The sequence below is a fragment of the Modestobacter sp. Leaf380 genome, from assembly GCF_001424485.1.
Taxonomy (GTDB): Bacteria; Actinomycetota; Actinomycetes; order Mycobacteriales; family Geodermatophilaceae; genus Klenkia.
This window is the reverse complement of sequence record NZ_LMQC01000002.1, coordinates 79592-106563: the sequence shown is the minus strand read 5'-3', so window position 1 is coordinate 106563 and position 26972 is coordinate 79592. Positions and strand designations below refer to the sequence as shown.

24 protein-coding genes are annotated in these 26972 nt (G+C 73.7%); 13 read left to right on the top strand and 11 right to left on the bottom strand.

Going from position 1 to position 26972, the window contains the following annotated elements; all coding sequences use genetic code 11:
* Positions 1-348: 348 nt before the first annotated feature.
* Together ASG41_RS04555 and ASG41_RS04550 are read right to left on the bottom strand one after the other, a co-directional pair.
* On the bottom strand, positions 349-978 hold the full coding sequence (locus ASG41_RS04555; RefSeq protein WP_056290647.1) for an alpha-ketoglutarate-dependent dioxygenase AlkB: 630 nt from the start codon (positions 976-978) through the stop codon (positions 349-351).
* A gap of 57 nt (positions 979-1035) precedes the next feature.
* On the bottom strand, positions 1036-3276 hold the full coding sequence (locus ASG41_RS04550; RefSeq protein ID WP_056290644.1) for an ATP-dependent DNA helicase RecQ: 2241 nt from the start codon (positions 3274-3276) through the stop codon (positions 1036-1038).
* An 80-nt stretch (positions 3277-3356) separates the two neighbouring features.
* Here ASG41_RS04550 and ASG41_RS04545 point away from each other — a divergent pair, with 80 nt between their 5' ends.
* From ASG41_RS04545 to ASG41_RS04535, 3 genes are read left to right on the top strand one after another with little or no spacing between them, the layout of a single operon-like run.
* Positions 3357-4178 carry a PHP domain-containing protein gene (locus tag ASG41_RS04545; RefSeq protein ID WP_056290641.1) on the top strand — a complete coding sequence of 274 codons (822 nt, stop codon included), beginning with the start codon at positions 3357-3359 and terminating at the stop codon, positions 4176-4178.
* 56 nt (positions 4179-4234) lie between these two features.
* Positions 4235-5191 (top strand): carbamate kinase, encoded by a 957-nt coding sequence (locus ASG41_RS04540; protein WP_056290638.1) that lies wholly within the window; start codon positions 4235-4237, stop codon positions 5189-5191.
* A 35-nt stretch (positions 5192-5226) separates the two neighbouring features.
* Positions 5227-6330, top strand: coding sequence for a ring-opening amidohydrolase (locus ASG41_RS04535; RefSeq protein WP_056290635.1), 1104 nt, complete (start codon positions 5227-5229; stop codon positions 6328-6330).
* A gap of 48 nt (positions 6331-6378) precedes the next feature.
* On the opposite strand, the gene ASG41_RS04530 is transcribed toward ASG41_RS04535, so the two are convergent.
* The 4 genes from ASG41_RS04530 to ASG41_RS04515 form a co-directional block, all read right to left on the bottom strand.
* Positions 6379-6801 (bottom strand): organic hydroperoxide resistance protein, encoded by a 423-nt coding sequence (locus ASG41_RS04530; RefSeq protein ID WP_056290633.1) that lies wholly within the window; start codon positions 6799-6801, stop codon positions 6379-6381.
* 70 nt (positions 6802-6871) lie between these two features.
* Positions 6872-7906 (bottom strand): isopenicillin N synthase family oxygenase, encoded by a 1035-nt coding sequence (locus ASG41_RS04525; protein ID WP_200938724.1) that lies wholly within the window; start codon positions 7904-7906, stop codon positions 6872-6874.
* 34 nt (positions 7907-7940) lie between these two features.
* Positions 7941-8735 (bottom strand): SDR family NAD(P)-dependent oxidoreductase, encoded by a 795-nt coding sequence (locus ASG41_RS04520; protein WP_056290628.1) that lies wholly within the window; start codon positions 8733-8735, stop codon positions 7941-7943.
* A 32-nt stretch (positions 8736-8767) separates the two neighbouring features.
* Positions 8768-9334, bottom strand: coding sequence for a TetR family transcriptional regulator (locus ASG41_RS04515; RefSeq protein WP_162245529.1), 567 nt, complete (start codon positions 9332-9334; stop codon positions 8768-8770).
* Positions 9335-9496: 162 nt separating this feature from the next.
* On the opposite strand from ASG41_RS04515, the gene ASG41_RS04510 reads away from it, so the two are divergent.
* Positions 9497-10318: a mycofactocin-coupled SDR family oxidoreductase gene (locus ASG41_RS04510; protein ID WP_056290622.1), complete on the top strand. Its 822-nt coding sequence runs from the start codon at positions 9497-9499 to the stop codon at positions 10316-10318.
* Between the two features lie 86 nt (positions 10319-10404).
* On the opposite strand, the gene ASG41_RS04505 is transcribed toward ASG41_RS04510, so the two are convergent.
* Both ASG41_RS04505 and ASG41_RS04500 read right to left on the bottom strand, forming a co-directional pair.
* The gene (locus ASG41_RS04505) at positions 10405-11814 is read right to left on the bottom strand and encodes a DUF1116 domain-containing protein (protein WP_056290619.1); all 1410 of its coding nucleotides are present in this window, start codon (positions 11812-11814) and stop codon (positions 10405-10407) included.
* A complete protein-coding gene (locus ASG41_RS04500; RefSeq protein ID WP_056290615.1) occupies positions 11811-13304 on the bottom strand; it encodes an FdrA family protein in 1494 nt (497 codons plus the stop codon). Before ASG41_RS04500 ends, ASG41_RS04505 begins: the two co-directional genes overlap by 4 nt.
* A 181-nt stretch (positions 13305-13485) precedes the next feature.
* On the opposite strand from ASG41_RS04500, the gene ASG41_RS04495 reads away from it, so the two are divergent.
* From ASG41_RS04495 to ASG41_RS04455, 9 genes are all read left to right on the top strand, one after another.
* Positions 13486-14961 (top strand): uracil-xanthine permease family protein, encoded by a 1476-nt coding sequence (locus tag ASG41_RS04495; protein ID WP_056290612.1) that lies wholly within the window; start codon positions 13486-13488, stop codon positions 14959-14961.
* Positions 14958-15827 carry a xanthine dehydrogenase family protein subunit M gene (locus ASG41_RS04490; protein ID WP_056290609.1) on the top strand — a complete coding sequence of 290 codons (870 nt, stop codon included), beginning with the start codon at positions 14958-14960 and terminating at the stop codon, positions 15825-15827. The genes ASG41_RS04495 and ASG41_RS04490 overlap by 4 nt, the downstream gene beginning before the upstream one ends.
* On the top strand, positions 15824-16342 hold the full coding sequence (locus tag ASG41_RS04485; RefSeq protein WP_056290606.1) for a (2Fe-2S)-binding protein: 519 nt from the start codon (positions 15824-15826) through the stop codon (positions 16340-16342). The genes ASG41_RS04490 and ASG41_RS04485 overlap by 4 nt, the downstream gene beginning before the upstream one ends.
* Positions 16339-18750 carry an aerobic carbon-monoxide dehydrogenase large subunit gene (cutA, locus tag ASG41_RS04480; protein WP_056290604.1) on the top strand — a complete coding sequence of 804 codons (2412 nt, stop codon included), beginning with the start codon at positions 16339-16341 and terminating at the stop codon, positions 18748-18750. Before ASG41_RS04485 ends, cutA begins: the two co-directional genes overlap by 4 nt.
* Positions 18747-19433, top strand: a complete 687-nt coding sequence (locus ASG41_RS04475) for a carbon monoxide dehydrogenase subunit G (protein WP_056290599.1) — start codon at positions 18747-18749, stop codon at positions 19431-19433. The genes cutA and ASG41_RS04475 overlap by 4 nt, the downstream gene beginning before the upstream one ends.
* 64 nt (positions 19434-19497) lie before the next feature.
* On the top strand, positions 19498-19857 hold the full coding sequence (locus ASG41_RS04470; RefSeq protein WP_056290597.1) for a DUF1707 domain-containing protein: 360 nt from the start codon (positions 19498-19500) through the stop codon (positions 19855-19857).
* Between the two features lie 131 nt (positions 19858-19988).
* Positions 19989-21245, top strand: coding sequence for a hypothetical protein (locus ASG41_RS24115; protein ID WP_200938723.1), 1257 nt, complete (start codon positions 19989-19991; stop codon positions 21243-21245).
* 205 nt (positions 21246-21450) lie between these two features.
* Positions 21451-23175: a class I adenylate-forming enzyme family protein gene (locus tag ASG41_RS04460; RefSeq protein ID WP_056290587.1), complete on the top strand. Its 1725-nt coding sequence runs from the start codon at positions 21451-21453 to the stop codon at positions 23173-23175.
* 15 nt (positions 23176-23190) lie between these two features.
* A complete protein-coding gene (locus ASG41_RS04455) occupies positions 23191-24012 on the top strand; it encodes an SDR family oxidoreductase (RefSeq protein ID WP_056290584.1) in 822 nt (273 codons plus the stop codon).
* Positions 24013-24049: 37 nt separating this feature from the next.
* Here the strand turns inward: ASG41_RS04455 and ASG41_RS04450 are convergent, their stop codons facing one another.
* From ASG41_RS04450 to ASG41_RS24110, 3 genes are read right to left on the bottom strand one after another with little or no spacing between them, the layout of a single operon-like run.
* Positions 24050-25498 carry an FAD-dependent oxidoreductase gene (locus ASG41_RS04450; RefSeq protein ID WP_056290580.1) on the bottom strand — a complete coding sequence of 483 codons (1449 nt, stop codon included), beginning with the start codon at positions 25496-25498 and terminating at the stop codon, positions 24050-24052.
* 16 nt (positions 25499-25514) lie between these two features.
* Positions 25515-26453 carry a diiron oxygenase gene (locus ASG41_RS04445; protein WP_056290576.1) on the bottom strand — a complete coding sequence of 313 codons (939 nt, stop codon included), beginning with the start codon at positions 26451-26453 and terminating at the stop codon, positions 25515-25517.
* Positions 26450-26890, bottom strand: a complete 441-nt coding sequence (locus tag ASG41_RS24110) for a hypothetical protein (RefSeq protein WP_200938722.1) — start codon at positions 26888-26890, stop codon at positions 26450-26452. Before ASG41_RS24110 ends, ASG41_RS04445 begins: the two co-directional genes overlap by 4 nt.
* Positions 26891-26972: the final 82 nt, after the last annotated feature.

The following is a 26972-nucleotide window of genomic DNA, read 5'->3' as shown; positions in this document are numbered from 1 at the left end:
TCAACCAAAGGAACCCATCACGGCAAACCCGAAGGCACCCCGTGACTGGGGTTGAACATATGGCACTGACTTTCGGCACGCTGTTGAGTTCTCAAGGAGCGGACGCGCAAGAGCCCCGGCCTTTCGGCCATCGTGTTCTTGGCGGCTGCTACACGTTACTCCACGATCCGAGGCTGTCAACCCGGGGGCTGACTCTCGCAGTTCGGACTGTGTCCGACCCGGTGTTTCGCGGTGCAGGGAGAACCATACACGGCTCTCAGAGGGCCTTGCAGGGGGGTGCCCAGAGGGGGGTCCAGGCCCTCCTGCGGCAGGGCCCCACACCAGGGTTGAGCAGGGCGGACGAGCCCTTCAGGCCACCCCGCGAGGGCGGAACTGGACGCTCACCCGGGGTCCGACGGGCTTGCTCGTCTTCGGGATGCAGTGCTCCCAGGTGCGCTGACAGGAGCCGCCCATGACGACCAGGTCCCCGTGGCCGAGCGTGAACCGGACCGACGCCCCGCCGCCCACCGGGCGCAGCGCCAGCGTTCGAGGTGACCCGAAGGACGCGATCGCGACCATCGTGTCCTGACTGCGACCTCGGCCGATCTTGTCGCCGTGCCAGGCGACGGAGTCGCGGCCGTCGCGGTACAGGCACATGCCCGCCGACACGAAGGGCTCCCCGAGCTCCGGCGCGTAGTGGGCGTCCAGGGCGAGCCGGGCCCGGGTGAGCAGCGGGTGCGGGAGCTCCTCGCCGCCGGCGTACCAGCGGAGCAACCGGGGGACGTCGACCTCCCGGTCGTACATCAGGCGCCGGTCGGCCCGCCAGCCGATGTCCCCCAGCAGGACCTCGAGCACCTCGTCGGAGCCGCTCACCCACCCCGACAGGTGGTCCACCCAGGCGCCGGCGCCCAACCGGTGGCGGGCCACCCGCCCGGCCAGGGGGGTCAGTTCGGCCGACTCGGCGACGTCCCACATCGAGGGCTGGTGAGCCACAGACATGTCCACAGGCTACGGGAGTTTCGAACAGGTGTGCGAAACCCTGTGGACGGAGGTGTGTCAGGCCGAGAGCGCCAGGACGAACGGCAGCACGCCCGACGCCCCGGCCCTGCGGAGCTCGCGCCCGGCCACGGTCACGGTCCACCGCGAGTCGGCGAGGTCGTCGACCAGCAGGACCGGCCCGTCCAGACCGGAGATGCGCCCCCGCAACTCGTCCCCCACGGTGATCCGCTGCCACACCCCGGCCAGCCGGAACGCGGAGTTGCCGCCCGGTCCTCCGGTCGGTCCGCCGTGCTGGAGGGTCATCTCCCCCAGGTACGGGAGCCGACCCAGGCGGGAGAGCCCCTCGGCGACGCCGCGGACCAGACCCGGCCGGCGTCGCGAGGGGACCGAGACCACGGCGACCGGCCGGTCGGCCCAGTCCCAGGCGCCGAGCACCCGGGCGCACGCGCTCATCAACTCCTCGGTGGGCGGTGCGTCGTTGGCCACCCCGGGTCGGATCACCCGGTGCGACACGTCGTAGGCGGCGTCCGGGTCCTCCTCGAGCGGGGGCGCCTCGAGGTCGTCGGCCAACGAGGCCACGCCACCGACGCCGTCGTCGCCGAGCAGGGTGCGCAGGCGCTGTCCCCACCCCAGGTCGGTGAGCCGGGCGACGGCACGGCCGGGCAGCACCTGGTCACCGGGCGCGATCTTGCCCTTGACGTCTACGCCGAGCCGGTCGGCACCGGTGGGCCACTGGGCCCGCGGCGGCAGCTCGACGCCGGGTCGGTCCAGCCGTGCGGTGGCGGCGGCTGACGCACCGGCCGGGATGTCCGTGGCGTACCAGGGCCCTGCGCACACGTCGCACCGCCCGCACGGTGCGGCGGTCGGGTCGTCGAGCGCCGTCTGCAGGAACGCCATGCGGCACTCGGCCTCCCCCACGGGCTTCGCGTAAGCCAGCATCGAGCGCTGTTCGGCCTCCCGGGTGCGGGTCACGCGGGCGTACCGGTCGGCGTCGTAGACCCAGGGCACGCCGGTCGAGCGCCACCCGCCCTGCACGCGCTCCACCGCGCCGTCCACGGACAACACCTTGAGCAGCAGCTCGAGCCGGGACCGGCGGACGTCAGCGACGGTCTCCAACCGGGCCACCGACCACGCCTTGCCGTCGGCCATCGCGGTGAGGACCGAGGCGGCGTGGTCCTCCCGGGGCATCGAGGACGTGGCGAACCACTGCCAGATCGCGATGTCCTCGGGGCCGGGGAGCAGCAGCACGTCGGCGTGCTCCACGGCGCGACCGGCACGACCGACCTGCTGGTAGTAGCTGACCGGCGAGGACGGCGCCCCCAGGTGGACGACGAAGCCCAGGTCGGGCTTGTCGAAGCCCATGCCCAATGCGGACGTGGCGACCAGCGCCTTCACCCGGTTCTCCCGCAGGGCCTCCTCGGCGTCCTTGCGGTCGGCGTCGTCGAGGCGGCCGGTGTAGGAGCGGACCTCGTGGCCGGCGTCCCGCAGCAGCGCGGCGGTCTCCTCGGCCGCGGCGACGGTGAGCGTGTAGACGATCCCGCTGCCCGGGAGGTCCTCCAGGTGGGCGGCCAACCAGGCCAGGCGCGCCCGGTCGGTGTCCAGCCGGAGCACGCCCAGGCGCAGCGAGTCCCGCGCCAGGGGTCCGCGGACGGTGGTGACGTCGACGCCGCCGGACCCCAGCTGCTCGGCGACGTCGGCGACCACCCGCTCGTTGGCCGTCGCGGTGGTGGCCAGCACCGGCGTGCCGGCCGGCAGCCGGCCCAGCAGCTCGCGGATCCGGCGGTAGTCGGGCCGGAAGTCGTGCCCCCAGTCGGAGACGCAGTGCGCCTCGTCCACCACCAGCAGACCGCAGCGGTCGACCAGGCCGGGCAGCTGCTCGTCCCGGAAGCGTGGGTTGGTGAGCCGCTCCGGGGAGACCAGCAGCACGTCGACGTCGTCGGCGGCCAGGCGGGCGGCGACGTCGTCCCACTCGGTGGCGTTGGCGCTGGAGATCTCGACCGCCTTGATCCCGGCCCGGGCAGCGGCGGCGACCTGGTCGCGCATCAGGGCCAGGAGCGGGGAGACCAGCAGGGTCGGGCCGGCGCCGCGGCGCCGGAGCAGGGCCGTGGAGACGAAGTAGACCGCGGACTTGCCCCACCCGGTGCGCTGCACGACCAGGGCCCGCTGGTGCCGTTCGACCAGCGCGGCGACCGCGGCGTCCTGGCCCTCACGGAAGACGGCGTCGGGTCGGCCGGTGAGCTCGCGCAGCACCCCGAGGGCCTCGTCGGCGAGTTCTCCCGGTGCCACAGCGGTGCTCATGGGACCGACCCTAGGCACTGCCTCCGACATCCCCGGCCCGGCGTGCGCCACCTGTGGACGACGGGAGAGGATGACCCCCGATGCTGCCTCCCGACAACCACGTGCACTCGGAGTTCTCGTGGGACACCGGGCCCTGGTCCTCGATGGTCGAGTCCTGCGAGCGGGCGGTCGCGATCGGCCTGCCGGCCGTGGCGTTCACCGAGCACCTGGACTTCACCGTCTGGGCGGCCGAGGACCGGGCCAGCCGGGACGGGCTGGTGGACCGGCACCCCGCCAACCAGCGCCCGATCGACGTCGAGGCCTACGCCGCCTCCATCGCCGAGTGCCGGGAGCGCTTCCCCGACCTGCGGGTCGTCTCCGGCGTGGAAGCCGGAGAACCGCACCTGTTCGCCTCCAGCATCGCGGCGCACCTGGCCGCCGCCCCGGTGGACCGGGTGCTCGGGTCGTTGCACTCGCTCACCGACGGCGACCGGCTCATCGGGGTCAGCAGGATGCTCACCTCCTCCGGCGCCGACGCCACGATGCGCCGGTACCTGACCGAGATGGCCGCGATGGTCCGCGCCAGCGACGTCTTCCAGGTGCTGGCCCACGTCGACTTCCCGCGTCGCTACTGGCCCGGCGGGCGCGACCGCTACGCCGAGCTCCCCTTCGAGGCCGAGTACCGCGAGGTGTTCCGGGCGCTGGCCGAGACCGGCCGCGCACTCGAGGTGAACACCACCAGCCCGCTGGCCTCGGTCGAGCTGGTGCGTTGGTTCCGGGACGAGGGCGGCGAGGCGGTGAGCTTCGGCAGCGACGCGCACACCCCGACCTCCGTCGGGCAGCGGTTCGACCTGGCGGTGGACGTGGTCGAGGCCGCCGGTTTCCGGCCCGGGCGGGACCGCTTCGACTTCTGGCGCCGGTGATGTGTCGGTGGAGTGAACTACTTCACCACTAAGGGAAATCGGGCTAGGGTCCCGGCATGACCTCCCAGCGCCGCGTGGTGATCGCCCTCGGCGGCAACGCGATGACCGGCCCCGACGGGTCGGCGACCCCCGCCGCGCAGCGCGCCGCGATCGCCGTTGCCGCCGGGCACGTGGCCGACGTGGTGGCGACCGGGGTCGAGGTCGTCGTCACCCACGGCAACGGACCGCAGGTGGGCAACCTGCTGGTCAAGAACGAGCTGGCCGCCCACGAGGTGCCGCCGGTCCCGCTGGACTGGAACGTCGCGCAGACCCAGGCCACGATCGGCTTCACCGTCGTCGACGAGCTCGACGCCGCCCTCGCCGCCCGTGGGCTCGCCCAGCGCACCGCCGCGCTGGTCACCCGCACGCTGGTCGACGGGACCGATCCCGGGTTCTCCGAGCCCACCAAGCCGGTCGGCCGGTTCCTGCCCCGCGAGCAGGCCCAGCGCTTCATGGACCTCGGCCAGACCTGGGAGGACCGCGGCGAGAAGGGCTGGCGCCGCGTCGTCGCCTCCCCCGAGCCGCGCTCGGTGCTGGACTCCCCCGCCGTCCGTGCCCTGGCCGGGGCCGGGTTCGTCGTCGTCTGCGCCGGCGGCGGGGGCATCCCGGTCGTCGACGACGGGAAGGACGGCGCAGCCCTGCGTGGCGTCGAGGCCGTGATCGACAAGGACCTCACCGCCGCGCTGATGGCCGCCGAGCTCGGCGCCGACACCCTGGTCATCGCCACCGACGTCGACCACGTGATGGTCGACTTCGGCACCCCGCAGGCCCGCCCGCTGGGCCGGGTCACCACCGACGAGCTGCGCGCGCACGCCGCGGCCGGGCAGTTCGCCCGCGGCTCCATGGGCCCCAAGGTCGAGGCCGCACTCCGCTTCGCCGACGTCGGCGGCACCCGCTCCGTCGTCACCTCGCTCGAGCACATCGCCGACGCCGTCGCCGGTGACGACGTCGGCACCAGCGTCACCGCTCGCTGACCATCCCCCGTCCCACCCCCGAGAAGGAGAACGCCGTGCCCGCACCGATCGAGGTCCGCAAGGTCCCGCTGCACAACGTGAGTGACGCCTCGGAGCTGGCCAAGCTCATCGAGTCCGGCGTCATGGACGCCGACCGCGTGGTCGCCGTCATCGGCAAGACCGAGGGCAACGGCGGGGTCAACGACTACACCCGGATCATCGCCGACCGGGCCTTCCGCGAGGTGCTCATGGCCAAGGGCACCCGCAGCGAGGCCGAGGTCAAGCAGATCCCGATCGTGTGGTCCGGCGGCACGGACGGCGTCATCAGCCCGCACGCCACCATCTTCGCCACGCTGCCCGAGGACTCGGTCGAGAAGACCGACGAGCCGCGGCTGACCGTGGGCTTCGCGATGAGCGAGGTGCTGCTGCCCGAGGACATCGGCCGCATCACCATGGTCGAGAAGGTCGCCGAGGGCGTGCGGCGCGCGATGGCCGAGGCCGGGATCACCGACCCCGCCGACGTGCACTACGTGCAGACCAAGACCCCGCTGCTGACCATCGAGACGATCCGCGAGGCCAAGTCCCGCGGCCAGGAGACCTACTACGACGAGCCGCACGGCTCGATGGACCTCTCCAACGGCACCACCGCGCTGGGCATCGCCCTGGCCCTGGGCGAGATCGAGCTGCCCGAGCAGAAGCAGGTCATGCGGGACTTCTCGCTGTTCTCCGCCGTCGCCTCCTGCTCCTCCGGTGTCGAGCTGGACCAGGCGCAGATCGTCGTCGTCGGCAACGCCCGCGGGCACGGCGGCGCCTACCGGATCGGCCACTCGGTCATGAAGGACGCGCTGGACACCGACGGCATCTGGGACGCCATCCGCGAGGCCGGCCTCGAGCTCCCCGAGCGTCCGCACACCTCGGACCTCGGCGACAAGCTGGTCAACGTGTTCCTCAAGTGCGAGGCCGACCCGACCGGCTACGTCCGCGGCCGTCGCAACGCGATGCTCGACGACTCCGACGTGTTCTGGCACCGCCAGATCAAGGCCACCGTCGGCGGCGTCGCCGCTTCGGTGACCGGTGACCCGGCGGTCTTCGTCTCCGTCGCCGCCGTGCACCAGGGCCCCTCGGGCGGCGGCCCCGTCGCCGCCATCGTCAAGGCCTGAGAAAGGACCCGGCCCGTCACCTCGTCGAGGTGGCGGGCCGGTGGTCGTTCAGGCGACGGTGGTCTCGAGCGTGACCGGGATGTTGCCGCGGGTGGCGTTGGAGTACGGGCAGACCTGGTGCGCGGCCTCGACGAGGGCCTCCGCGGCCGCCTGGTCGATGCCACCGAGCTCGACGTGCAACGCGACCTCCAGGCCGAAGCCGCCGGAGTCGTTCGGGCCGATGCCGACCTCGGCGGTGACCGCGGAGTCGGCCAGCGTGGCGCCCTGGCGCTTGGCCACGACCTTCAGCGCCGAGTGGAAGCAGGCCGCGTAGCCGGCGGCGAAGAGCTGCTCGGGGTTGGTGGCGCCACCGGCGCCGCCCATCTCGACCGGGGTGGCGAGGTCGACGTCCACCAGTCCGTCGGAGGACCGGGCGTGGCCGTTGCGGCCCTCCCCGGTCGCGGTGGCGATGGCGGTGTAGACGGCGGGCACGGTGTCCTCCAGGTGGTGGTCGGGCTGTCCCCAGGAGCAAGACACCGGACCGGCCCGGTGTTCCCGCCGGTCAGCCCCGTGCGGCCAGCACCCGGGCGGCCTCCCGCCCCGCGGCGGTGTTGACCACCCCGGCCCGGGAGCCGCGCAGCTTGGCGGCCACGTGCTCGCCCACGGTGACCGGCAGGTACTTCGGCGTCTCCCCCGGGGCCACGCACGAGGGCAGCACGGAGATGACGGCGTCGACGTCCCCGTCGTGGAAGAACGCGGCGGAGCGACGACGGCGGATCCGGCCGTCCACGATCGGCGGCTTCACCCGGTGCAGCGTCGACGTCCACCGCTCGTTGGTCAGCCGCGCGGTGACGTCGCCCAGGTTGACCAGCAGGGCGCCGTCGACCGGGGAGACGTCGTGCCAGCCGCCGTCGGCACCGAGGACCTGCAGACCGGGCACCTGGTCGGCCCACAGCACGGTGACGATGCCGTAGTCGGTGTGCTCGCCCATCCCGGTCAGCTCGCCGTCGAGGTCGATCGTGCCCTCGGGCAGCGCGTAGTCGTTCATCCGCAGCACGTCCAGGGAGTGCCCGGTGATGCGGTCGAAGAAGTCCGCCGGGAGGTCGAGGGCGTCGGCGAAGACCCGGGTCAGGGTGCGGGCCACCCGGGCGGCCTCGGCGAACCAGGCGTCGACGGCGGGCTGGAACCCCGCGACGTCGGGCCAGGTGTTGGGTGCGTAGTCCGGCAACGGGAGGCCCGGGGAGTCGGGGTAGGTCTCCTGGGACGCACCCACGTTGAAGGCCTGGAAGAAGTCGTTCATCCGGGCCGCGGACTCCACGCCCAGGCTCAGCGACAGGGACTCGCTCTTGGGCGGGCTGTAGCCACGGTTGACCTCCGGCGGCGTCCGGACGGCGTCCTTGGCCTCCGCGGGCAGCGCGAAGAAGGCGTCCATGGCGGCCGCCAGGCCCTCGGCCGTCGCCGTCGGGACGCCGTGGCCGACCACCTGCACGAACCCGACGGTCCGGCAGGCGGCGTCCATCGCGGCGGCGGTGGCCGCCCGGTCACCGACCCCGGTGACGTAGGGCGAGATGTCGACGACGGGGACCTCGAAGCTCACCCCGCCAGGCTGACGCACCCGTGTTGCGCCGGTGTCACGGCAGGATCGAGTCCACGTAGCCGCCGTCGACCCGCAGCGCGCCGCCGGTGGTGGCCGAGGCCAGCGGTGAGGCCAGGTAGACGACCATGGCCGCGATCTCCTCGGGCTCGATCAGGCGCTGGAGCAGCGACTGCGGCCGGTGCAGGCGCATGAACTCCCGCTGCGCCTCCTCCCACGGCAGGTCCCGCGACACCAGCGAGTAGACGAAGTCCTCGACGCCGCCGGTGTGCGTCGGGCCGGCGATGACGGAGTTCACCGTGACGCCGGAGCCGGCCGCCTCCTTCGCGAAGCCGCGGGAGACCGCGAGCAGGGCGGTCTTGGAGACGCCGTAGTGGACCATCTCGACCGGCGTCACGACGGCGGAGTCGCTGGCGATCTGCAGCGCCCGGCCCCAGCCGCGCTCGCGCATGCCGGGCAGGTAGGACCGGATCAGCCGGACGGCGGTCAACACGTTGACCTCGAAGTACCGCCGCCACTCGTCGTCGGGGACCTCCAGGGCGGGCTGGGCACCGAAGACGCCCAGGTTGTTGACCAGCACGTCGACGTCGGGGACGGCGGCCAGCAGCGTGGCGGTGCCGGCGTCGCTGCTGACGTCGGCGGCGACCGTGGTGACGTCGGCGCCCTCCACCGCGGCGCGCACCTCGTCGGCCGCGGCCGCGAGTCTGGCCTCGCCCCGGGCGGTGAGCACGACGGCGGCCCCGGCCGAGGCCAGTCCGGTGGCGATGGCCAGGCCGATGCCCTGGGAGGAGCCGGTGACGAGGGCGGTCCTGCCGGTGAGGTCCAGTCGCATGCCCCCACCCTGGCGCACCCCGGGCCCGGGTGTCAGGCGAAGCCGGTGCCGACCAGGTCGAAGCCGCGGGCGACCAGCTCCGCGAAGCGCTGCGGTGGGTCGGCGGGGTCCCAGGCGAGGAACGCCGTCATCAGCACGGCGGCCGCGGTCTCGGCCACCAGCTGTGCGGTGAACGGGTCGTCGGGCAGCTGGGCGGCGGTCCAGCTCTCGACGGCCTGGCCGACGTGCAGGTGCGCGGTCCGGTGGTAGGCGTCCAGCTCCGGGTCGCCCACCAGCCGGCGGCGCACCGGGAGCGCCACCGTCTGGGCGTCCACGAAGTCCAGGCAGACCCGACGGAGCGCCGACCAGACCCCGGCCGAGGTGTCGGCGTCGGCCAGCAGCTGCTGCAGGGCCTCGGCGTCGTCGGGGTGCGGGTCGAAGAGCGCGGCCGCCTTGGTGGGGAAGTGGTTGAAGAACGTCCGGCGGGAGACACCCGCCGCCGCGGCGACGTCGTCGACGGTGACCGCGTCGAAGCCGCGCTCGCTCACCAGCGCCAACGCCGCTGCCTGGACCGCGGCCCAGCTGTCGCGGCGCTGCTGCTCACGGACCGGCGTCGGCACGGCGGCCACGCTAGCCGGACAGGCGCTACGGTGACGACGCTCACGTTGCACTGAGTGCAACCAACTCGTCTGGAGGACCCGGTGGCGAGACGGACCGGGTCGTGACCGGCCCTGCCGGCGACAACCACCTCCAGCAACCCGCCCGCACCCCGAGGAGACCCCATGACCACCCCCACCGCCCGCCGCTTCGAGGGCAAGGTCGCCTTCGTCACCGGAGCCGCCCGCGGCCAGGGCCGGGCGCACGCCGTCCGGCTGGCCAGTGAGGGCGCCGACGTCATCGCGATCGACGTCTGCGCCCAGCCCGCCACCACGCACTACGCCGGCTCCACCCCGGAGGACCTCGCCGAGACCGTCCGGATGGTCGAGGCGATGGACCGCCGGATCGTGGCCCGCCAGGCCGACGTCCGGGACTTCGCCGCCGTCCAGGCAGCCGTCGACGAGGGCGTCGCCGAGCTGGGGCGCCTGGACGTCGTCGTCGCCAACGCGGGGATCTGCTCGGCCGGCAACAGCTGGGAGATCACCCTGGAGCAGTGGGAGGAGACCGTCGCGGTCAACCTGACCGGGGTCTTCCACACCGCCAAGGCCACCATCCCCACCCTGCTCGCCCAGGGCACCGGCGGGTCGATCGTGATCACCAGCTCGGTGGCGGGCCTGCGCGGGCTGCCGTTCCTGTCCGCCTACGCCGCCACCAAGCACGGCGTCGTCGGGTACGCGAAGTCGCTGGCCAACGAGCTGGCACAGCACTCCATCCGGGTCAACACGGTGCACCCGCACGGCGTCGCCACCGGCATGACCGTGGACGACCTGGGCCCGCTGATCGCCGCCAACGCCCAGACCCTGGCGCCGATCTTCATGCAGGCCCTGCCCGACCAGGTCTCCCAGCCCGAGGACATCGCGAACGCGGTGGCCTTCCTGGCCAGCGACGAGGCCCGGCACGTGACCGGGATCCAGCTGCCGGTGGACCTGGGCACGCTCATCCGCTGAGCCGCCGTGGCATGGGATCCCTCGCATACGGCCGCGCGGTTCCGCCGTATGCGAGGGATCCCATGCCGGAGCGTCGGGCGGGGGCGTCAGGCGAGGGCGGTGCGGGACTCCTCGGCGAGCGCCGCGACCGCGCCCTGGAAGCACTCGACCGGCGGCTGCACCAGGCCGGCGCCGACCTGGCCGGTGCCGGCGACCCGGCCGGCCATGCCGGTGTTGATCTGCGGCAGCCAGCCGGTGCGGGCCACGCTGAGCACGTCGATGCCGGTCGGGGAGCCGCGGAAGCCCAGCACCGGGATCTGCATGGCCGGGTTCTCGGTCATGGTGATCTGGTACATCCGCTCCGTGGTGGCCAGCGCGTCGGGCACCGTGCCGCCGACGAACCGGACGATCGCCGGCGCCGCGGCCATCGCGAAACCGCCGATTCCGTAGGTCTCCATGATCGCGGAGTCGCCGATGTCGGGGTTGGCGTCGTCCGGGCCGTAGTCGCCCAGGAACAGGCCCACCGGCGTCTGGGCGGGGCCGGTGAACCAGCGGTCGCCGGTGCCGGCGGTCTGCACCCCGAACTCGGTGCCGTTGCGGGCCAGCACGGTGACCAGCGTCGAGCCGGGGACGTCGCGGGCGGCGTCCATCGCCAGCTTGGCCGTGGGCATGCCCAGGTTGAGGAAGAAGTGCTCGTTGCCGCCGATGAACCGCAGCACCGCGGCGATGTCCCCCGAGGGCGCGTCCACCTCGACGATCGCCGGGGACAGGTCGCGCAGGGTCATCAGCGAGCCGGCCCGGTTGCGGTTGTGCCCCTCGTCGCCCATCTGCAGCATCTGGGCCAGCACGGCCTTGACGTCCAGCGGGTCCTCCGACCGACTGCGGACGGCGGCCTGCAGCACCGGGCCCAGCGTGCGGGTCATCCAGTGCAGCCGCTCGACCACCTCCGGCCCGTAGGCGCCCATCCGCAGCACCTTGCCCAGGCCCTCGTTGAGGTTGGAGAAGGCCTGCCGGCCGTCGGCGGGGTCGGTGAGGCACCACATCCACATCGACGGGCTGGTCACCCCGGCCATCGGCCCCACGGTGCGGTGGTGGTGGCACGGGTCCAGCTCGACCCCGCCCGAGGCGAGCAGCTGCTCGGCCTCCTCGGCCGTCTCCGCCCAGCCCTCGAACAGGCAGGCGCCCATCAGGGCCCCGCGCATCGGGCCGGAGGCCGTCTCCCAGGTCAGCGGCGGGCCGGAGTGCAGCAGCGTGCGGCCGGTCAGGCCGATCACCTCGTGCGCGGGGAGCACGTCGGTGAGCACGGAGCCGGCGGCCAGCACCCGCTCGACGGCGGTCCGGTTGGCCGCGGCCCGGCGGGGGTCCAGGGCCAGCTGGGTCAGGTCGTCGGCCGAGCCGATCGTCGGAGGACGCCAGTCGACGTCGGTGACGTCGACGCCCTGCACGCGCAGCGCGTCGGAGAAGACGTCGACGCCCGCGGCGACGACGGCGGGCGGGCCGGTGAGCAGGCTGGTCACTTCGAGGCCCCGATCAGGTCGAGTGCGTGCCGGGTGGCAGCGGAGTTGGAGGCGAAGACGGCGGCACCGGCGGCAGCCAGGGCGTCGGCCTGCGCCGACCAGCCCTGCGGGTCGCCCTCGGTGCCGACCAGGGCGACGACGACGGGCAGCTCGAGCGCGCCGATCGCCGGGGCGAGGGCGCCGGCCGGGTCGGGGTCGGCGCCGTGGCCCAGCACGACGTCGAGGAGCAGCACGGCCGGTTCCCCGGAGGTGGCCAGGGCCGAGATCGCCTCCAGCCGCAGCGTGGGGTCGATCATCGGGTGGGCGCGGCCGACGGTGAGGGCGTCGTCCCCGAAGTCGACGACGACGTGCCCGCGGGCGGCGAAGTCGGCGCCCAGGTGCAGCTCGGGGCGCAGCGGGGTGTTGGAACGGACGTCGCCCAGCACGGGCGCGGCCACCAGCATGGCCTCGTCGGCGAGCGTGCCGCCGGAGTAGAAGCCCTTGAGCACGGCGTCGGCCGGGACGGACCGGTCCGCACCCGGCCGGGTCGGCCAGGTCGGGACGGCGACGCCCATCTCGCGCAGCAGCGCCTCGACCGCGGCGGTCAGGTCCGGGCTGTCGGCCGACAGGGCCGCGCTGGAGACCGGGGTGGTGAGGGCGGCGGACGTGGCGGCGACCCGCTCGGCGACCTCGGGGGCCGGCGGCTTGGACACCAGCAGCACCCGCTCGGTCGCGGGGTCCTCCTCGAGCATCTGCAGCGCGTCCAGCGTGGCCAGCCCGCCGACAGCGGTGGACAGGTCGCGGCCGCCGACGCCGAGGACGTGGGAGACGCCCACCCCGGCGGTGTCCAGCAGGCAGCTGACCTGCTGCGCACCGGTACCCGAGGCCGCCACCAGGCCCACCGGCCCGGGCCGGACGACGTTGGCGAAGCCCAGCGCGACGCCGGAGACGATCGCCGTCCCGCAGTCGGGGCCCATGATGAGCACCCCGGCGTCGTGCGCGGCGCGCTTGAGGGCGACCTCGTGCTCGACCGGGACGCCGTCGCTGAAGACCAGCACGCTGCGGCCGGCGGCGACGGCGTCCATCGCCTCGGCGACGGCGTACTGCCCGGGCACGCTGACGATGGCCAGCACCGACTCCTGCGGCGCCTCGGCCAGCGCGAAGCCGATCGTGCGCGGGGGCACGGCCTGCGCGGAGCCGCGCTCCTCGCGGGCGGCCAGTGCGGCCTCGACCGCGGCGACGGCGGCGTCGCGCTCGGCGTCGTCGGTGGTGCGCAGGGCGATCAGCAGCTGGTCCGGGGTGGCCGGACCGTCGGGCGAGAGGCCCATGCCGGCCGCCAGCTCGAGGTTCAGCGGGGTGGCCATCGCGACCAGCACGGCGGTGACGCCGGGGCGCGCGCCGATGGCCTGCGAGACCTGCATCAGCTTGACCGAGTCGGCGTAGACGCCGCTGCGGAGGGAGACGTGCGTGGTCACCTGGGCGTCGCCGTCGACGGCGGGGGGAGCGCTCACGAGCGGGACGCTACAGGCGGAAGTCTCTCAGCGGTGAGAGAAATGTGGGTGCAATGATCCCGGCATGAACATTTAGCGCTGAGGTACTTCCGTGATGTCGGTGGTCGGTGTCACAGTGACCGCTCCCGGTGGGATCGAGCCCGCGGGCTGCGGCGAGTTGCCGTCACGAGCAGGAGGAACCATGGCGTTCGGGTGGAAGCTGTACGGCGACGGGAAGACCCCGCCGCCCGGCCAGGCGGTGGCCCCCGAGGAGCGGCTGTCCTGGCCGCTGACCGTCGGGATCGGCGCCCAGCACGTCGTCGCCATGTTCGGTGCGACCTTCGTCTTCCCGCTGATCATGGGCCTGGACGCCAACCTCGCGATCATGATGAGCGGGATCGCGACGATCGTCTTCCTGCTGATCGTGCAGGGGAAGGTGCCCTCCTACCTGGGCACCTCCGCCGCCTTCGTCGGCGGCGTCGCGGCGGTCCGCGCCGGTGGCGGTGACTCCGGCGACGTCGTGGGCGCCATCCTGGTCTCGGGCATCGTGCTGGCGATCGTCGGCCTGGTCATCCAGACCGCCGGCCCCGTCGTGGTCAACAAGGTGCTCCCCCCGGCCGTCACCGGCGCCGTCGTGCTGCTGATCGGCTTCAACCTGGCCCCGGTCGCCGCAGGCACCTACTGGCCGCAGGACCAGTGGGTCGCCTTCGCCACCATGGCCTTCGTCATCGTCGTGTCGCTGGCGCTGCGCGGGTTCTGGTCGCGCATCTCCATCCTGCTGGGCCTGGTCTTCGGCTACCTGCTGTCGCTGCTGCTGGACGCCACCGCCGGCCAGATCACCTCCTTCGACGCCGGGGCCGGCGCCATCACCACACACGACCGGGTCAACCTCGACGGCATCGGCCAGGCCGACTGGTTCGGGCTGCCCACCTTCACCGCCCCCAGCTTCTCGGTGAACTTCTCGCTGCTTGTGCTGCCCGCCGTCATCGCGCTGGTCGCGGAGAACGCCGGGCACGTCAAGGCCGTCGGTGAGATGACCAAGCGCAACCTGGACCCGGTGCTCGGCCGCGCCGTCTTCGCCGACGGCGTCGGCACGGTCCTGGCCAGCTCGGTCGGCGGGTCCCCCACCACCACCTACGCCGAGAACATCGGCGTCATGGCCGCCACCCGGGTCTACTCCACGGCCGCCTACTACGTGGCCGCGATCGTGGCGATCGTGCTCGGCCTGGTGCCCAAGTTCGGTGCCGTGGTCAACGCGACGCCGGGCGCCGTGCTCGGCGGCATCACCGTCGTCCTCTACGGGATGATCGGCCTGCTGGGCGCCAAGATCTGGAAGGAGAACCGGGTCGACTTCGCCAACCCGATCAACCTGGTCCCGCTCGCGGCCGGGATCATCATCGGCATCGGCAACGTCAACCTCCAGATCACCGACGACTTCTCCCTGTCGGGCATCGCCCTGGGCACGATCGTCGCCGTCGGCGGCTGGCACGTCGCCCGGGCACTGGCGCCGCGGGAGATGAAGGAGTCCCTGCTGGCCGAGGACGGCTTCCGGCACGGCACCGGCCCGGCCCTGGGGGCCACCGGCTCGCACACCGCCGACGGCGGTGCCGACCCGTCCTCGCTGGACGAGCGGACGAACACCACCCGCACCATGGACAGGGAGATGCGCGACAAGTGAAACCGGCACCCTTCGGCTACGCCGACCCCACCTCGCTGAGCGAGGCGCTCACCGTCCTCCAGAGCGAGGGTGAGGGCGCCAAGGTGATGGCCGGAGGGCAGTCGCTGCTCCCCCTGTTGTCCATGCGGTTGGCCTCCCCGACCACCCTCGTGGACATCAACCGGGTGCCCGACCTGGACGTCGTCGCCGTGAGCGACGACGGCGTCCGGGTCGGGGCCCTGGTGCGGCACGCGACGCTGCTGCACCACGCCGGCGCTGCGGCCGTCCAGCCACTGCTGGCCCGGGCCACCGCCAACGTGGCCCACCCCGCGATCCGCAACCGCGGCACGACCGTCGGCTCGATCGCCCACGCCGACCCCTCCGGCGAGATGACCTCCGTGCTCGCGCTGACCGGTGGCTCCGTCACCGTCGCGACGCCGGAGGGCAGCTCCGCCGTCGACTGGGCCGACTTCTTCGTCGGCCCCCTGGAGACCTCCGTGCACGGTCCCGCCGTCGTCACCGAGGCCTTCTTCCCCGCCCTGCCGGCCCGCACCGGGACCGCCTTCGAGGAGGTCTCCCGCCGCAAGGGCGACTACGCCGTCTGCGGCGCCGGCGTGACCGTCACCCTCGACGAGTCCTCGAGGGTCGTCTCCGCCCGGGCCTCCTACATCTCCGTCGGGCTGGTGCCCGAGGTGCACGACCTCACCGAGGCCGTCTCCGGCCGGACCGTCGACGAGGCCGACTGGTCCGCCGCCGGCGACCTGGCCCGCACCCTCGTGGACCCCGACGGCGACCTGCACGCCAGCGCCGACTACCGCCGGCTGCTCGTCGGCGTGCTCACCGAACGCACCCTCGCCCGCGCCGCACAGGAGGCACAGAACCGATGAGCGTCTCCACCGAGCGCACCATCTCCGTGACCGTCAACGGTGTGTCACGTGAAACGACCGTGCCCGTCCGCCGGCTGCTGTCCGACGCGCTGCGGCACGACCTCCAGCTCACCGGCACCCACGTGGGCTGCGAGCACGGGGTGTGCGGTGCCTGCACCGTGCTCGTCGACGGCACGCCCGTCCGGTCCTGCCTCGTGCTCGCCGTCCAGGTCGACGGCAAGGCGGTCACCACCGTCGAGGGCCTGGCCCGCGACGACGGCCGGGGCGGTGAGGTCCTGCACCCGGTGCAGGAGGCCTTCCGCGAGTGCCACGCCCTGCAGTGCGGGTTCTGCACCCCCGGCTTCCTGATGACCATGGCCGCGGGCCTCGAGGCGCGGGACCGGACCACCGACATCACCGAGGACGAGGTCGACGAGATCGTCGGCGGCAACCTCTGCCGGTGCACCGGCTACGCCAACATCAAGAAGGCCTGCCGGCACGCCGCGGGCCTGATGAAGGACGGGGACGGCGCGTGACGACCAAGCTCATGGGCGAGCCGGTCCGTCGGCGCGAGGACCTGCGGCTGATCACCGGCCGCGGCCGGTACACCGACGACATCGGGCACGGCGCGCTCGCGGCGGCCTTCGTCCGCAGCCCCTACGCGCACGCCCGGATCACCGGCATCGACGTCGACGCCGCCCTCGACGTCGACGGCGTCGTCGCGATCTACACCTACGAGGACCTCGTCGGCCCCATGGCCGAGCCGCTCCCCGTGCTCATCCCGCACCCCCAGCTCACCGCCCCCCGCACCGGCTACCCACTGGCCCGCGACGTCGTCCAGCACGTGGGCGAGGCCGTGGTCATGGTCGTGGCCACCGACCGGTACGTCGCCGAGGACGTCTGCGACCGGATCGCGGTCGCCTACGAGGAACTCCCGGTCGTCGTGGGCGTGGACGCCGCACGCGAGGCCGTGCACGCCGTCCACGAGGACGTGCCCGACAACGTCGCCGCCCGGCACCACCAGGAGACCGGCGACGTCGAGGCCGCCCTGGCCGCCTCGACGCACACGCTGAGCTTCACCCAGTACATCGAGCGCAGCGCCTGCATGCCGATGGAGGGCAAGGGCGTGCACGCGGTGTGGAACCGCGACGACTCCTCGCTGCGGGTGCACACCTCCACCCAGGCCTCCACCTCGGTGCGCGCCGCGATCGCGGCCAAGCTGCAGCTCTCGCTGGAGAAGGTCGAGGTCGTCGCCCCCGACGTCGGCGGCGGGTTCGGCGTGAAGATCGTGCACCCGTGGCCCGAGGAGCTGCTGGTGCCGATGGCCGCCATCGCCCTGGGCCAGCCGGTGCACTGGGCCGAGGACCGCCGCGAGCACTTCATCTCCTCCGCCCACGAGCGGCAGCAGCGCCAGGAGATCACCGTCGGCTACGACGACGGGGGCCGGGTGACCGCCCTCGACGTCCGCGGCTGGCACGACAACGGCGCCTACACGCCCTACGGGATCATCGTGCCGATCGTGACGGCGACCCAGCTGGTCGGCCCGTACGCGATCCCCGTCTACCGGGTGCGCATCGACAGCGTCTACACCAACACCGTCATCGTCACGCCCTACCGCGGCGCCGGGCGCCCACAGGGCTGCTACGCGATGGAACGCACCATGGACCGGATCGCCCAGGACCTCGGGCTGGACCGGGCCGAGGTCCGCCGCCGCAACCTGATCGGCAAGGACGAGTTCCCCTACGACCACCACCTGACGTTCCAGGACGGCCGGCCGGTCATCTACGACTCCGGCGACTACGAGGGCCTGCTCGACAAGCTCATCGCGCTCGTCGGGTGGGACCGGGCAGAGGAGCGCCGGGCCGAGGCCGCCAGCCGCGGCAAGCAGCTGGGCATCGGCATGGCCATGTACGTCGAGGGCACCGGCCCCGGCCCCTACGAGGGCGGGCACGTGCAGGTCCTCGGCAGCGGCAAGGTGCTGGTCTCCACCGGGCTCACCTCGCAGGGCCAGGGCCACGAGACCGCGTTCGCCCAGATCGTGGCGCACGAGCTCGGGGTCCCCATCGAGGACGTCGAGGTCACCACCGGGGACACCCGGCGCTTCGGCTACGCCGTGGGCACCTTCGCCTCCCGCGCCGCGGTGATGAGCGGCAACGCCATCGCGCTGGCCGCCCGCGGCGTCCGCGCCAAGGCGCTGCGGATCGCCGCCGAGGTGCTGGAGGCCGACGTCGACGACCTGGAGATCGACGAGGGCGTCGTCCAGGTCAAGGGCACCCCGGGGACGGCGATCCCGCTGCGCACCGTGGCCGTGCTGTCCAACCCGCTGCGCTACGCCTTCGACGAGGCCGCCCGGCAGGCCACCCAGTTCGCCGGGCCCGGCGACGACTCCAAGCCCCCGGTCGCCGTCGGCGACGCCCCGGGCCTGGAGCACGTGGACTACTACTCCCCGATCCGGTCCACCTTCGCCTCCGGGGCACACGCCGCGGTGGTGGAGATCGACCCGACCACCTGGGAGATCGAGGTCGTCGACTACGCCGTGGTGCACGACTGCGGCAACATCGTGAACCCGATGATCGTGGAGGGCCAGGTCCACGGCGGGGTCGCCCAGGGCGTGGGCGGTGCGCTCTACGAGCGGATGGCCTACGACGCCGACGGGCAGCTGCAGAACGCCTCCTTCATGGACTTCCTGATGCCCTACGCCAGCGAGGTCCCCGACGTGGTCATCGACCACCAGGAGACCCCGTCCCCGCTGAACCCGCTGGGCCTCAAGGGCGCCGGCGAGGCCGGCGTCATCCCCGGGACGGCGTGCATCGCCTCGGCCATCGAGGACGCCGTCGGCCGGCGGATCGCGGCCATGCCGATCTCGCCCACCGAGCTCTACGACCTGGTCCGCTCCCCCGACGCCGAGCGCGTCCCCGCCGCAACCACTGGAGTCCCCGCGTGAAGCTCGACGGCACCGCCACCCTGTCCGCTCCCCCGGCCGCCGTCTGGGCCGCGATCACCGACCCGGCCGTGCTCGCCCGCACCATCCCCGGCTGCCAGGGCCTGGAGCGCACCGGCGAGGACGAGTACGCGATGACCGTCTCGGTCGGCGTCGGCGCGATCCGGGGCGTGTACGCCGGTGAGGTCAAGCTGACCGACAAGGACGAGCCGACCCGCTACGTCATGCACGCCTCGGGCTCGGGCGGTCCCGGTTCGGTGCGCGCGACCGTGCCGATCACCCTGGAGGCCGTCGACGGCGGCACCCGGCTGCGCTACGACGCGGACGCCGTCGTCGGCGGCGCGGTGGCCGGCGTGGGCCAGCGGATGATCACCGGGGTCGCCAAGCGGCTGGCCGGACAGTTCTTCTCCGCGATCGACGCCGAGCTGACCGGCACGGCCCCGGCGGTGCAGGCCCCGGCGAACGCGAACGTCACCCCGTCGGCCGCGGCGGTCAGCGACACCGCGGCGGTCACCGGCTCGCCTGCGCCCGCAGGCGGACACCAGGGCCCCGCCCGGTCAGCACCGATGGCCACCGGCAGCTCCACCGGCACGGCCCCGGCCGAGCTGGCCCTGGCCGCCGTCGGCGGCGGAGTGCTGACCCTGCTCGGGGTCGTCATCGGCTACCTGCTGGGCCGCCGGCCCTGATCCTGCGCCCCGGGACTGCTGACGGCGACGGTCGTCCCTGCCAGCACCCCGGGGCACGGGCGAGGTGCTGCCGACGTCGGAGCTGCGGGCGTCCGACGCCGACCGGGCGCTCGGGGAGAGCTGGCTGCGGCGGGCCGTCGGGGCCGGCCGGCTGGACCTGCGCGAGTCCGACGACCGGGCGCGGCTGACCTGGGCGTCCCGCACCCGCGGTGAGCTGGACGCGGTGAGCTGGACGCGGTCAGCTGGGGCCCCGGGGAGCTGGGGCCTCGGGGAGCTGGGGCCTCGGGGAGCTGCCGACGTCGTGAGCTGGCTCGCCGTCTGCCCGGGGACCGGCGACCTGGTCCACCCGTGGTCGGTGTGGCAGCTGCCCCCCGGCGCGGTGCCGGCCACGCTCCACGGGCTGGGCATCGGCCGCCCCCGCTGACCCGTCCCGCACGGCCTCCGACCGGAACGGGACCGGATCAGCTGGGCGTCACGGGGTTGCCGGAGTCGATCACCGGGCAGTGATCACCTCGACGCCAACCACGGCGCCCGCACCGACGGAGGCACCCGCCCATGGGCGACTCGTTCCGGAACGCACTCGACAACGTCGTCGCGTTCCTCCCCAAGCTCCTGCTCTTCCTCATCATCCTGGCGATCGGCTACTTCATCGCCAAGGCGCTGGAGAAGCTGCTGGTCAAGGTCCTCGAGAAGGTCGGCTTCGACCGGGCCGTCGAGCGCGGTGGGATCAAGAAGGCCCTGGCGAACTCGCAGTACGACGCCTCGCAGATCCTGGCGAAGATCGTGTTCTACGCGGTCATGCTCTTCGTGCTGTCGACGGCGTTCGGTGTCTTCGGCCAGAACCCGATCAGCGACTACCTCTCGGCGATCATCGGCTACCTGCCCAAGGTCTTCGTCGCGATCCTCATCCTGGTGATCGCCGCGGCCATCGCCGCCGGGGTCAGGCTGCTGGTCCAGAACAGCCTGGGCTCGCTGTCCTACGGCCGGCTGCTGGCCAACGTCGCCTCCACCGTGGTCCTGGCGCTGGGCGTCATCGCCGCGCTCGACCAGCTGGAGATCGCCCAGAACGTCGTCAACGCCGTCCTCTACGCCACCCTCGCCGCCCTGGTGGGCGTCGTCGTCGTGGCCGTGGGTGGTGGTGGCATCGTCCCGATGCGCCAGCGCTGGGAGAACGCGTTGAGCAAGGTCGAGTCCGAGGCGCCGGCCATGCGCAGCGCCGCGCAGAACGCCCGCCCGGCCGGCCAGGCCGTCCGCGAGCAGGCCCAGCAGTACCGCCCGCAGTCCTCCGCGGAGCAGCAGTCCGGTGGCGCGACCGCGTTCGGCGGCCAGCAGGCTCCGGTCACCTCGTCGCAGGACCGGCCGCAGGACCAGTCGCGGGACCAGGGCGGCTGGGCCCCGGCCCAGCAGCAGGGCCACACGGCCACCCCGGACACCGGCCCGCAGGGCGGCCAGCCGGGTGAGTGGGCACCTGCCCAGCAGTACGGCGAGCAGTCCTACGGCGAGCAGTCCTACGACAGCCAGCAGCAGTACGGCAGCCAGGGTCAGCAGGGCCAGCAGGCCCAGGCGTACGGCCAGCAGTACGGCCAGCAGTCCTACGGGGACCAGTCCTACGGCGGGCAGCAGCAGTACGGCCAGTCCTACGGCGACCAGCCGCAGTACGGCCAGCCGCAGGCCTACTCCACCGAGGCCATCCCCGTCCCGGACCCGCAGCAGGCCTACGAGCAGCCGCCGGTCCCGACCTACCGGGATGACGACCCGGGCACCCAGCAGCTGCCCCGGGTCGACCCGGACGAGGGCCAGCAGCAGCGCTGACCCGCACCTGACGGACGCCCCCTCCCCACCGGGAGGGGGCGTCCGTCGCGTCCGGGGCCTGTGCCGGGCCGTGCCACGCACGGCGCGTGACGTCGGCCCGGTCACCGGTGTTCACTCGTCACGTCGACGGTGTCCGGGGGGCCCGCCGACGCCCCGGGCGCGCCGCCCCGGGTCCAGGCACACGTGACCGGACGAGAGGCCCCCGATGACCCGCCACCCGGTCCCCCCGGCCCAGCGTCGGGCCGCCCTGGAGGAACGCTTCCCGGTCTGGGTGCCGCGGACGCTGTCCGGGGCGATGGACGCCGCCGCCGCGGAGTTCGGCGCCCGCCCGTTCCTGATCACCGACCGGGTGCGGTGGACCTACGCCGACGTCGTGGAGAGCTCCCGCCGGCTGGCCGCCGGGTTCGCCGGGCTCGGCGTGCAGCCCGGGGAGCACGTCGCGGTCGCGATGACCAACCACGCGGAGTTCGCCGTCGTCGTCCACGCGCTGTCCCGGCTCGGCGCGACAGCGGTGCTCGTCGACGCCGCGAGCCCGACGGCGGTGCTGGGCTCCGCACTGGCGCGCTGGCACGCCGTGGCGCTGGTGGTCGTGGACTCCTCCCGCGGCCGGGACCACCTCGCGGTGCTCGACGAGCTCGCCCCGGGGTGGGAGTCCGGCGGCGGCGGGACGGCGTTGCCGGAGCTGCGGCACGTGGTGGTGTTCGAGACCGGCCAGGCGCTGCCCCGGGCCGGGGCCACTACGCTCGCAGAGCTGGGCCGCACCGCCCCGGCGGAGCAGGAGACCCCCGCGGACCCGCAGGCCACGGCGGTGCTGCTGTCCACCTCGGGGACGACGGGCCGGCCCCGAGGCGTCCCGCTGACCCACGACATGCTCCTGCGGGCGGCGTACTCCAGCGTGTACGGCCGGGCCTTCGCCGACGCCCACCGGCTGACGTCCGCACTGCCGCTCCACCACGTGTACGGGCTGGTCGAGGGCCTGCTGACGGTGCCGTTCGTGGGCGGCGCACTCGTCGCCCAGCTGTCCTTCGACGCCGCCGGCACGGTCGCGGCCATCGAGGAACACCGCTGCGACGACGCGCTGCTGATCCCCACGACGACCCTGGCGGTGCTGGCCGAGCTCCACTCGGCCGTGCACGACACCTCCTCGCTCACCCACCTGTTCTGCTCCGGTGGGGTCGCCCCCGCCGGCCTCTGGGACGACATCGACGCGGTGTTCGGCGATGTCGAGGTCGTCACCGGGTACGGGCAGAGCGAGACGACGGCGACCACCGCCTGCACCCGTCCCGAGGACCCACCGGACCGGCGACGGACCACCAACGGCCGCGTCCGGGACGCCGGCGTGGCCGGGGACCCGGCGCTGGACCGGCGGCTCGTGGTCTACCGGACGTGCGACCCGGTGACCGGCGCCGACCTGGCGCCCGGTGAGGTCGGCGAGCTGCTGGCCCGTGGCCCCGGCGTCGTCAAGGGCTACTTCGAGGACCCCGCCGCCGATGCCGCGGCCTTCACCGCCGACAGCTGGCTGCGCACCGGCGACCTGGGCACGGTGGACGCCGAGGGCTGGCTGCGGCTGACCGGCCGGGTGAAGGACGTCTACCGGTGCGGGGGCGAGCAGGTCGTCCCCGGGGACGTCGAGGCCGCACTCGCCGCGCACCCCTCGGTGGCCCGGGCCCACGTGGTGCCGCTGCCCGACGACCGGATGGGCGAGGTCGGGGTGGCCTGGGTGGTGCCCGCACCCGACGCCGTCGTCGACGAGGCCGGGCTGGTCGCCTGGTGCGCGGAGCACCTGCCCCGCCACGCGGTGCCCCGGCACGTGCTCGCCATCGACGCCGACGACGTGCCGGTGACGCCGTCCGGGCGGCCGCGGACGTTCCTGCTCGCCGAACGTGCCCGGCAGACACTGCTCCCGCAGCGGAACACCACGCCGGCCTGAGGCGCTGCACCGGACATGCCGAAGACCTGGTTCATCACCGGCGCCTCCCGCGGTTTCGGCCGCGAGTGGACCGCCGCCGCCCTCGAGCGCGGGGACTCCGTCGCCGCCACCGCCCGGGACACCGCCTCCCTGGAGGACCTCGCCGCGCAGTACGGCGACCGTCTGCTGCCCGTGCAGCTCGACGTGGACGACCGGGCCGCCGTGTTCGCCGCCGTCGAGCGGGCGCACGCCCACTTCGGCCGCCTGGACGTGGTGGTCAACAACGCCGGCTACGGCCAGTTCGGGATGATCGAGGAGATCTCCGAGGCCGAGGCCCGCGCCCAGTTCGAGACCAACGTGTTCGGCGCGCTGTGGGTCACCCAGGCCGCACTGCCCTTCCTGCGCGAGCAGGGCTCGGGCCACGTGCTGCAGGTCTCGAGCATCGGCGGGGTCTCCGCGTTCCCCAACATCGGCATCTACAACGCGAGCAAGTGGGCGTTGGAGGGCATGAGCCAGGCGCTGGCCGCGGAGGTCGCCGACTTCGGCGTGAAGGTCACGATCATCGAGCCGGGCGGGTTCTCCACCGACTGGGGCGGCGCGTCGGCCAAGCACGCGCAGGCGAACCCGGCCTACGACGCGTTCCGGGCGAAGGCGGCCGAGCAGCGGGCGTCGCGGATGAGCGCGCCGGGCGACCCGCAGGCCTCCGCCGCCGCCGTGCTGGCCGTCGTGGACGCCGAGGAGCCGCCGCTGCGGGTGTTCTTCGGCAGCCTGCCGATCCAGATCGCCCAGGCCGACTACGAGTCCCGGCTGGCGAACTGGGAGCAGTGGCAGCACGTGGCCGACCTCGCCCAGGGCTGACGCCCCGGCCCCAGACCGCAGGACCGTGCAGGGGGGCTCAGCGGCGGGGTCGGGGGCGGCCGACGAGGCCGGCGGCGGCGTCGGCCAGCAGGGCCTGCACGGTCTCCTCGGCGTCCGAGCGGTTGGCGCCGATGCCGCCCGAGGGGCCGCGCTTGGCCCAGCCGACGACGTAGGTGCCCGGCACCGGCCGGCCGTCGGCGCCGGTGACCCGGCCGGCGTCGTTGGGCACCCGGCCCGTCGCCGGGTCGTGCGGCAGGCCGGGCAGCTCCACCCCGACGTGCCCGATCGCCCGGACGACGAGGTCGGCGGTCACCGTCGTGGTGTCGCCGTCGACGTCACGGACCCGCAAGCCGGCGACCCGGCCGTCACCGACCACCGCCTCGGGCGTGCGGTCGAAGGCGAACACGATGCGACGCCCGGGGGCGGGCGCGGCGGCGAGGTCGCCCGCGTAGCGGTCCAGGTCGGCGAAGAGCGCGCCCAGGGTGCCGGGTTCGGCGCCGACCGGCGGCTCGCCGGCCAGCTGGACCTGCACCCCGGACAGGTGGGTCAGTGCGCGCAGCTCGGATCGGCTGCAGGCGGCGTCGACGGCGCTGCGGCGGGCGACGAGCACGACCTCGCGGACCGCACTGGCCCGCAGGGCCGCGACCGCAGCGGCTGCCGTGTCCGTGCCGGCGAGCCGGCCGGGGTCCCCGGTGAGCATCCGGGCGATGTCGAGCGCCACGTTCCCGGTGCCGACGACGACGACCCGCTCCACCTGCGCGAGGTCGACGGGCGCGGCCTCGGGGTGGCCGGTGTACCAGTGCACGACCGACCGGGCGGCGACGCTGCCGGGCAGGTCCTCGCCGGGGACGCCGAGCGAGCGGTCGCCGGCGGCACCGGTGGCGTAGAGGACGGCGTCGAACTCGGCGGCCAGCTGGGCGGGGGTCACGTCGCGGCCCACCTCGACCCCGGCGCGCAGCGTGACCCGGGGGTGCCGGAGCACCGCGGCGGTGCTCTCCAGGACGCGGCGGGTGCCGGGGTGGTCGGGGGCGACGCCGTAGCGGGCCAGCCCGCCGGTGGTGGTCAGGCGGTCGATCAGGGTGACCCGGGCGTCGGTGGCGCGCAGCACGGCCTGGGTGGCGTAGACCGCGGCCGGGCCGGTGCCGACGACGGCGACGTCGAGCCGGCCGATGGCGGCCAGGTCGACTCCGGGGAACCGTGGCGGGTCCCAGACGGGGCTGGCCGGGGCGTCGGGGAGGGTGAAGTACTCGGCGTTGACCTGGGCGAAGACCAGCTGGTCCGGGCGCAGCAGCCAGACCGGGGCGATCGCGTCGACCGGGCAGGCGTCGGCGCAGGCCCCGCAGTCGATGCAGGTAGCCGGGTCGACGTGCAGCAGCTCGGTGGTGCCGAAGCCGGGCTCGTCGGGCGTGGGGTGGATGCAGTTGACCGGGCACACCGAGACGCACGAGGCATCGCTGCAGCAGTTCTGGGTGATGGCGAAGGCCATGACGGGACGCCTGGGCTCAGAGCATGTGCAGCGAGCGGTAGATCCGCACCGCGGGGGCGGTGAGGAGACCACACTCGCCCAGGAACGTCATGAGGTGCCGGCTGCTGGTGCGCATCATGGCCTGGTGGTGCTTGTTGCCGGCTGCCTCGCGGACGGCGCGGTCGGTGTCCAGGCTGGCGGCGGCGTACACGTCGCGGTGCACCAGGTTGGTGACGACGACCTGGGTGACGATGGCGATGACCAACGCGGAGATGCGGCGGCGGACCGGGTTGACGCCGGCGAGGGACTCCCGCATCTCCTGCCGGGCGAAGGTCATGTGCCGGGACTCCTCGACCACGTGGATCCGACTGGTGGTGCGGATCATCGGCAGCACGTCCTCACCGCGCATCCAGTCGCGCTGCATGACGTCGAGGACCTCCTCGGCGACGAGCGCGCCACCGAACGCGGTCTCGGCGTTCGCGGTGGTCTTGAAGAACCGGCCCAGCTCGATGCCGCTGCGCTTGGGCTTGTAGCCGGTGATGCCCATCCTCGAGCAGGCCCGGGCGAACATGATCGAGTGCCGGCACTCGTCGGCGATCTCGGTGAGGGCGAACTGGAAGTCCGCCCGCGAGGTGTCGGCGGCGTAGTGCTCCCGCAGCAGCATCTGCTGCAGGATCATCTCGAACCAGATGCCGGTGCTCATGATCGAGGCGACCTCGTGCCGGGTCAGCGTGACGCGCTGCTGCTCGGTCATCTCCTCCCACAGCGCGGTGCCGTAGAGGGTGCTCCACTGCGGGTTCAACCCGTGGTGGGCCGGGTCCAGCTCGGCGTCCCAGTCGACCTCGGTGGTGGGGTCGTAGGACAGCTGGGCGGCCGAGTCCAGCAGCCGGCGCGAGACCTCCTCGCCGTCCCGCACGTCAGCGCTGAAGACGGCGCCGAGCTGGTCGGTGGTCGGGTTCGGCAGGGTGCTGGTCATGGCTGGCGTTCCTCCGCTGTCGGGGAAGAGTGCGTGTGACCGTCGGTCACGGGTAACAGCATGACGGACGGCGTCGGTACCTGCAACCCCACGACACGGGTTCGGCCCAGCGTGCTGGCGATGCCCCCGATGCGACCCAGCTCGTCGAAGCGCACGGTGATGGCCGCACCGGGGCAGGACAGCTCCACCGCCGCGCCGTCCGGGGCCCACCTCCAGGCGAGCGGGCGCGCAGCGGCGTACGCGGCGACGGCGCGCCGGTGGTCGGTCAGCAGCGGCGCGCCCATCAGGCCCTCACTGAGCACCCGGACCACCCGCACGCCCTCCGGTGCCGGCAGCACGAAGGAGGGGTGCTCCAGCAGGAACGCCGCCCGGGTGTCGCCGCCGACGGGGCCGCTGTACCCGGCCCACCGGCCCGCCGCGGCCTTGGCGGCGTCCATCAGCACCGCACCGACGACCAGTGGGTCGTCGTCCCCGGGGACGTCGGCGAAGGCGACCTCGGGCTCGGCGAGCTCGCGGACG

Bases quoted from the DNA above. Each gene is read 5' to 3' on its own strand.
- ASG41_RS04555 (WP_056290647.1), bottom strand. From the start codon at position 978: ATGTCTGTGGCTCACCAGCCCTCGATGTGGGACGTCGCCGAGTCGGCC.
- ASG41_RS04550 (WP_056290644.1), bottom strand. From the start codon at position 3,276: ATGAGCACCGCTGTGGCACCGGGAGAACTCGCCGACGAGGCCCTCGGG.
- ASG41_RS04545 (WP_056290641.1), top strand. From the start codon at position 3,357: ATGCTGCCTCCCGACAACCACGTGCACTCGGAGTTCTCGTGGGACACC.
- ASG41_RS04540 (WP_056290638.1), top strand. From the start codon at position 4,235: ATGACCTCCCAGCGCCGCGTGGTGATCGCCCTCGGCGGCAACGCGATG.
- ASG41_RS04520 (WP_056290628.1), bottom strand. From the start codon at position 8,735: ATGCGACTGGACCTCACCGGCAGGACCGCCCTCGTCACCGGCTCCTCC.
- ASG41_RS04510 (WP_056290622.1), top strand. From the start codon at position 9,497: ATGACCACCCCCACCGCCCGCCGCTTCGAGGGCAAGGTCGCCTTCGTC.
- ASG41_RS04495 (WP_056290612.1), top strand. From the start codon at position 13,486: ATGGCGTTCGGGTGGAAGCTGTACGGCGACGGGAAGACCCCGCCGCCC.
- ASG41_RS04485 (WP_056290606.1), top strand. From the start codon at position 15,824: ATGAGCGTCTCCACCGAGCGCACCATCTCCGTGACCGTCAACGGTGTG.
- ASG41_RS24115 (WP_200938723.1), top strand. From the start codon at position 19,989: ATGGGCGACTCGTTCCGGAACGCACTCGACAACGTCGTCGCGTTCCTC.
- ASG41_RS04460 (WP_056290587.1), top strand. From the start codon at position 21,451: ATGACCCGCCACCCGGTCCCCCCGGCCCAGCGTCGGGCCGCCCTGGAG.
- ASG41_RS04455 (WP_056290584.1), top strand. From the start codon at position 23,191: ATGCCGAAGACCTGGTTCATCACCGGCGCCTCCCGCGGTTTCGGCCGC.
- ASG41_RS04450 (WP_056290580.1), bottom strand. From the start codon at position 25,498: ATGGCCTTCGCCATCACCCAGAACTGCTGCAGCGATGCCTCGTGCGTC.
- ASG41_RS04445 (WP_056290576.1), bottom strand. From the start codon at position 26,453: ATGACCAGCACCCTGCCGAACCCGACCACCGACCAGCTCGGCGCCGTC.
- ASG41_RS24110 (WP_200938722.1), bottom strand. From the start codon at position 26,890: ATGGACGCCGCCAAGGCCGCGGCGGGCCGGTGGGCCGGGTACAGCGGC.